Origin of the sequence: Acinetobacter sp. YH12200 (genome assembly GCF_013418175.1) — a bacterium.
Taxonomy (GTDB): domain Bacteria; phylum Pseudomonadota; class Gammaproteobacteria; order Pseudomonadales; family Moraxellaceae; genus Acinetobacter; species Acinetobacter pseudolwoffii.
The window spans coordinates 1-5,788 of the sequence record NZ_VPCO01000051.1; the positions used below are offsets into that span (position 1 = coordinate 1).

At 36.2% G+C, this 5,788-nt stretch carries 8 protein-coding genes and 1 pseudogene; 7 read left to right on the top strand and 2 right to left on the bottom strand.

The annotated features are described in order from the left end of the window. From FTU90_RS16265 to FTU90_RS15590, 3 genes and pseudogenes are all read left to right on the top strand, one after another. Positions 1–126: pseudogene (locus FTU90_RS16265) on the top strand (BrnT family toxin); the annotation flags it as partial. Beyond that, positions 116–331 (top strand): hypothetical protein, encoded by a 216-nt coding sequence (locus FTU90_RS15585; protein ID WP_002011639.1) that lies wholly within the window; start codon positions 116–118, stop codon positions 329–331. The pseudogene FTU90_RS16265 and the gene FTU90_RS15585, both read left to right, overlap by 11 nt. A gap of 935 nt (positions 332–1,266) precedes the next feature. Continuing rightward, positions 1,267–2,046: an APH(3')-VI family aminoglycoside O-phosphotransferase gene (locus FTU90_RS15590; RefSeq protein WP_002011642.1), complete on the top strand. Its 780-nt coding sequence runs from the start codon at positions 1,267–1,269 to the stop codon at positions 2,044–2,046. Between the two features lie 491 nt (positions 2,047–2,537). Here the strand turns inward: FTU90_RS15590 and FTU90_RS15595 are convergent, their stop codons facing one another. Both FTU90_RS15595 and FTU90_RS15600 read right to left on the bottom strand, forming a co-directional pair. Next, entirely contained in the window at positions 2,538–3,035 is a 498-nt protein-coding gene (locus FTU90_RS15595; RefSeq protein WP_031380830.1) for a hypothetical protein, read from the bottom strand. Between the two features lie 160 nt (positions 3,036–3,195). Next, positions 3,196–3,612, bottom strand: a complete 417-nt coding sequence (locus tag FTU90_RS15600) for a conjugal transfer protein TraD (RefSeq protein WP_025464995.1) — start codon at positions 3,610–3,612, stop codon at positions 3,196–3,198. Between the two features lie 280 nt (positions 3,613–3,892). Between FTU90_RS15600 and FTU90_RS15605 the strand changes: the two genes are divergently transcribed. The 4 genes from FTU90_RS15605 to FTU90_RS15620 form a co-directional block, all read left to right on the top strand. Next, positions 3,893–4,048, top strand: a complete 156-nt coding sequence (locus FTU90_RS15605; RefSeq protein WP_161772599.1) for a heme exporter protein CcmD — start codon at positions 3,893–3,895, stop codon at positions 4,046–4,048. Further along, positions 4,048–4,971 (top strand): MobA/MobL family protein, encoded by a 924-nt coding sequence (locus FTU90_RS15610; RefSeq protein WP_002011644.1) that lies wholly within the window; start codon positions 4,048–4,050, stop codon positions 4,969–4,971. Before FTU90_RS15605 ends, FTU90_RS15610 begins: the two co-directional genes overlap by 1 nt. Continuing rightward, complete coding sequence (locus tag FTU90_RS15615) at positions 4,968–5,468, top strand: hypothetical protein (RefSeq protein WP_025464991.1); 501 nt, start codon at positions 4,968–4,970, stop codon at positions 5,466–5,468. The genes FTU90_RS15610 and FTU90_RS15615 overlap by 4 nt, the downstream gene beginning before the upstream one ends. A gap of 40 nt (positions 5,469–5,508) precedes the next feature. Further along, positions 5,509–5,788: BrnT family toxin (locus tag FTU90_RS15620; protein WP_180073096.1), on the top strand; the 280-nt coding region annotated here is incomplete at its 3' end.

Genomic DNA, 5,788 nt, shown 5'->3' on the forward strand with positions numbered 1-5,788 from the left:
GTCGGTTTAAGCAATCGTGGTAGACTATTAACAGTGGTTTGGGTTGAACGTGGAGATGTTGCGAGAATAATCACTGCATTTGAACCATCACATCACCAAAAGCGGAGGTACAGCAATGCAAAATGAACTAGAACGCTATAAAAATTTTGACCCTACCAATGCGCCATTGGTTAAACCTAGCTTTGTGAAGAAATTACAGGAACGCCATACCATAGCTCAAGCACAGGCTTTTGATGCTGATGTAGTTGCATGGTTAAGTTCACAAGATAATGAAACAAAACAACATATTAACGATATGGTTCGCCATATTATGGCATTGAAACGTGCTTGATTAGGGATTTAGTCATGATTAGATATGACCTCTCTTTTTTGTCTTAATATCTGATTGATCAAAGAAAAAGCCCATTGAATCTTGCAACTCAATGGGCTTTCGCTTTATATTCAGCGGTACGCAGTTATTTGATGGTGGAACATCAAGTAACGAAGATCAGCAGAGCTACCAACTCGTGCAGATTTCACACAAAGGCTTGTACCTGAACTCTATTTTCACAATAAACAGTGTTTAGATCAAGACTCAAAATGATAAGTCTTCGTTAATCCGTGTTTTAAATCATCAAATAAGCATCCTAGATCGAGCTTTGCCTGCTCCTGCGTGTCCGTTTTACGGATTGGCATGCGTTGCATGTGGAGGGAATAAGTGTCACTGGTGCAACGTAGCGATAGTCGAAAGGCTAAACCGCTACAGGGGAATCTCACAAAAGCGGAGCGTTAAGAGTAGTTGTATAGGTTGGTTAAGTTGTATGTTGGGGAAACCCTCGCAGAGATACCGCCATACTTCGACAGGGAGCGTGTGGGGAGAGGTGCAAGACCTTTAGTCCTTGTCTGCATAGTTTGCAAAGCTATGTGCGGATACGACCGATATACGTGGCTCCGAAGCCAAAAGAATATGCGGTAAATCGGCAATACTTAAAGGATGCGTCATTTTTTTAAATGACCGCCTTTAGGGAGAGTATTGCCGAAACTCTCTCAACCGTTTCCAAAGCCAAAGCACGAAGTGCGACGCTTTGGGTACGAGTTGAGAAGTTGAGAGCATTTTTTTTTAGGAAGTATAGTAGTGCGGATAATCAAATACTCCTTTTTCTGCTTAGGCTATTGAACCAGTTTTGAATTCGCCCCATATTTTTGCTACAGTGAACCAAATTAAGATCATCTATTTACTAGGCCTTGCATTTGCGGGGTTTTAATGCTGAATAAAAGGAAAACTTGATGGAATTGCCCAATATTATTCAACAATTTATTGGAAACAGTGTTTTAGAGCCAAATAAAATTGGTCAGTCGCCATCGGATGTTTATTCTTTTAATCGAAATAATGAAACTTTTTTTCTTAAGCGATCTAGCACTTTATATACAGAGACCACATACAGTGTCTCTCGCGAAGCGAAAATGTTGAGTTGGCTCTCTGAGAAATTAAAGGTGCCTGAACTCATCATGACTTTTCAGGATGAGCAGTTTGAATTCATGATCACTAAAGCGATCAATGCAAAACCAATTTCAGCGCTTTTTTTAACAGACCAAGAATTGCTTGCTATCTATAAGGAGGCACTCAATCTGTTAAATTCAGTTGCTATTATTGATTGTCCATTTATTTCAAACATTGATCATCGGTTAAAAGAGTCAAAATTTTTTATTGATAACCAACTCCTTGACGATATAGATCAAGATGATTTTGACGCTGAATTATGGGGAGACCATAAAACTTACCTAAGTCTATGGAATGAGTTAACTGAGACTCGTGTTGAAGAAAGATTGGTTTTTTCTCATGGCGATATCACGGATAGTAATATTTTTATAGATAAATTCAATGAAATTTATTTTTTAGATCTTGGCCGTGCTGGGTTAGCAGATGAATTTGTAGATATATCCTTTGTTGAACGTTGCCTAAGAGAGGATGCATCGGAGGAAACTGCTAAAATATTTTTAAAGCATTTAAAAAATGATAGACCTGACAAAAGGAATTATTTTTTAAAACTTGATGAATTGAATTGATTCCAAGCATTATCTAAAAATACTTAATTGTCTTTTTACGTCGCTAAATTTTAAATAAATAAGTGAAGAGCGTTAGTGGAGCTATTGATTTAAAGTTTTATATCACCAATAAATCTAAATTTTGGTTTTTAAAATGAGCTTATTTAAAATAGCTAAAACTGTTTATTAGCTTAACTTGTGATTTAAGTTTTTTTGAATATAAAAGTGTTAATTTATTAGCTTTGCAAGTTTATTTAAATTTCATCGTGCAACATTTTTAACCAATTTTATTATCGATGGTATTTTTTTGTCTGCTTTTCTTTTCTTAGTCTTTTATCTATCTGTCAGCCATATAGTATTTTATTAAATTCTTATGGGAAATGACGAATGTTAAATTATCTTAAGAGCTTTAATAATATCAATACTTGGCAGAGTAAAACTTGAAGTGCGACATAAACCACCTAATTAATTTAAAGGGTTTATGGAGTATATAAAATTGTCATACCATCATCTTAACTTTGAAGATCGTACTGCATTAATGCTTGAGTCAAGAAAAGAAGGCTTTCAGCTTCTAATTTTCCAAGATTTGCTTTTATATATTTTATTTTACAAGCTAACTGATGATTTCTCTTAATAAATTTTTGGTTAGCTTCTAAGTTAATAAGTTCTTTAATTTTTTTATTAAATTCTATATTCCTTATTGAACTATTTTTCTTCTGCTCTTTTTTTATGATTTTATGCTTTTCCTTATTTTTTGAAGGAAGAGGGTATTTTAGTTTTGAATCAGCAACTGAAATTAAATTATTTACATTATGAGTATAGTTGTTTGATATAGCTCCTTTTCCGTAGCAATTAGATAAAAAGACAGCATTATTAGAATTAAAAAAACCACTACCTAATATATTGAAGTTAGTACAAAAGTTCATCTCTATACAATTGTTAAACCCTGAAAAAGAGCAATTGTTTATAGTCATATTTGTACAATAATCTGCACGAATTGCAGTCGCCATAAAATTCATCCTACCTTAGTTGCCTTATTATTAAGATAATACACCTTATGCAAAGTAATCTTTAATTATCTTTATAAATCAAAAATATAATTTTTAGACCCTCTGTATATAGATGAGTTTTTTACGTGCTTAGATAAAGTTGAATAAAAATTCTGAACAATCACTTTTTGTCTTTTTTACGATGATTTAAAGTTTCTTGTCCTAGCTCTTTCCAAATTTGCCATTTCATATCATTAGGATCAATTTCAGCAGTTTTTAGAAGAATGCCAAGTAATTCGGCTGGGTCACGCTGATCTAGGTTAGCTATTTCAAATAGTGCGCCTAATTGAATGAGATGACGTGTACGAGCTTTACGTTCTGCTTCCTTTTCGGCATTCAATAATTTTCTAACTGCAACTTTTTGCTTATTTGCTCGATCTATGGCTTTTTCAGCTTTGATCAAGGCATTGATTTTTTTCTCTTGGTCGGGTGTTCTGTACTGAATTTTGGCTAATTCAAGTAAAAGTTTTTGAGCATCACTAGGATTCTTTAAAGCAGAAATATATGTGATTTTTTCAGACAGCCAATCATTATTCATATTCAATTCCATTAATTCATATACCGCAAAAGCACAGGCTCAATACTCAAAGAACGATAACAAAATATTTACGTTCGAGTAACGTAATTTTGTTAAAGTCGTTCTGGAGATTATCGCCTGTACTTCCATCAAAAATTTGATGGCGCGCTTAGACGTTTCTCAATTTCATTGAGAAACCTAAGCACGTTAGGGACTTCATCCCTAAAACCCTGAAACTTCTTTTTTTCGTTCAATTGAAAATTGAATGAAAAAAAGAAGTACCAAAGCTAGGAGCAACAGCATGCAACTAAAACAGGTATTGGGAAAAATCAAAGATATTAGTTTTGGCGTGATCGCAGCACCGCTAATTATCATCATTATGATGTGGGCTTCGATACTCGATCAAAGAACATTTAAGAAAGAACTAGACCGAAAAAAGGCACAGGAAAAAACCTAATGGCGATAGCTCGTTTAAGTGTGAAAGTTGGTAAGGCAGGTAAGGCAGCACCGCATGCCGAATATATTGATCGGGACGAAGAAAAAAAGCTGAAACAGGAACAATCCGACCTTGAACATAGTGACTATGGAAATATGCCGAAATGGGCTGAACATAATCCGATTACTTTTTGGCAAGCAGCCGACCTTTACGAGCGTAAAAATGGCAGTACCTATCGAGAATATGAAATTGCCCTGCCTAGAGAGATGAATGCTGAGCAACGCCTAGAACTGGTTGAAGACTTTATTCAGTCTGAAATTGGCTCAAAATATCCGTATCAGTTTGCAATTCATAACCCTAAAGCAATGGACGGCAACGATCAGCCCCACATCCACCTCATGTTTAATGAACGTCTGCAAGATGGAATCGAACGAGATCCAGAGCAATATTTCAAACGCTATAACAGCAAGAATCCTGAACGTGGCGGAGCTAAAAAAGACAATACAGGCAAGAGTTACCAGGAACGAAAAACTGATATTAAAGACCTACGCCAAAGGTGGGCGGATTTATGCAATAGCCATTTGGAAAAACACCAAATTGACAGCCGTATTGATATGCGAAGCTACAAAGAGCAAGGCATAGAGAAAGACCCTGAAAAGAAACTCTTACCAAGCCAAGCCAAAGACCCTGAAATCAGGGAAGCCTTGCAACAGTCACGTACAGCCTATAAAGAGCTTGAGCGACTAGATTTAGGCGACCCTAAAAACGACCTGAAAGACCTCAAAAACAGCCCTATCTCAGACAAAGAAATTAAACAGGGCATTGAGAGTTTTAAGGCTGATTTTGCCAGCTTTAAACAGCTTGCCTTACAGCAGTACAAAGAACAGCAGAAATTAGAACGAGAGCAACAGAAAACAATGAAGTTTAGAGGGATGAGCCGATGACACCTGATGAAAAAAAGTTATATGCACTGATGGCAGTTGCAGAACAACAGCAGAACCTAGTCAATCAGGCCGTTAAAGAGCTTCAAATCACGAAAGAACACATTCAGAAGGTCATCGCAGAGCAAACCCATAGCACTGTATCAAAATCGCTAAATACGGGCTTACAGGAGGGTACAGCAGAGCTTATCAAGACCGCTAAGGCACTTGGACATTTAAAAAACTCGATTGAATCAACTAGTGATCAATTTTCATGGAAAATCATCACCATTATTTTAGGCATTTTCGCTATTCTGATGCTTGGCATCATTTGGTTATTCAGTGTTTATATCAAACCTTTAGAAAATATCCCTCAGATCGAGAGCTTAAGACAGCAAGGTATCCAGTTTGATATTGGAAGCTGTACTGTTGGAGAGGAATCTAAACCGTGTGTTCGTGTGATGAAAAAGCAGTGCGGATATGGAAAAAATGGAGATTTTTGTGTCATAGACCCAAAATAATAGGCATATTTTTTATTTCACGAGAGGAAAAGAGGTAATCATGCCATTAATTGAATATTACGGCTTGTTATTTGAATGGCATGACCAAAAAATGGATTTAGTCTATCGAGGGCGAGAAATCACGTTCGAGGAGGTCTGTAGTATTTTCCTTGATCCTGCATTGATCTCTTTTGAGGATGTAGGACACTATGATGAACAACGACTAATATCAGTCGGTTTAAGCAATCGTGGTAGACTATTAACAGTGGTTTGGGTTGAACGTGGAGATGTTGCGAGAATAATCACTGCATTTGAACCATCACATCACCAAAAGCGGAGGT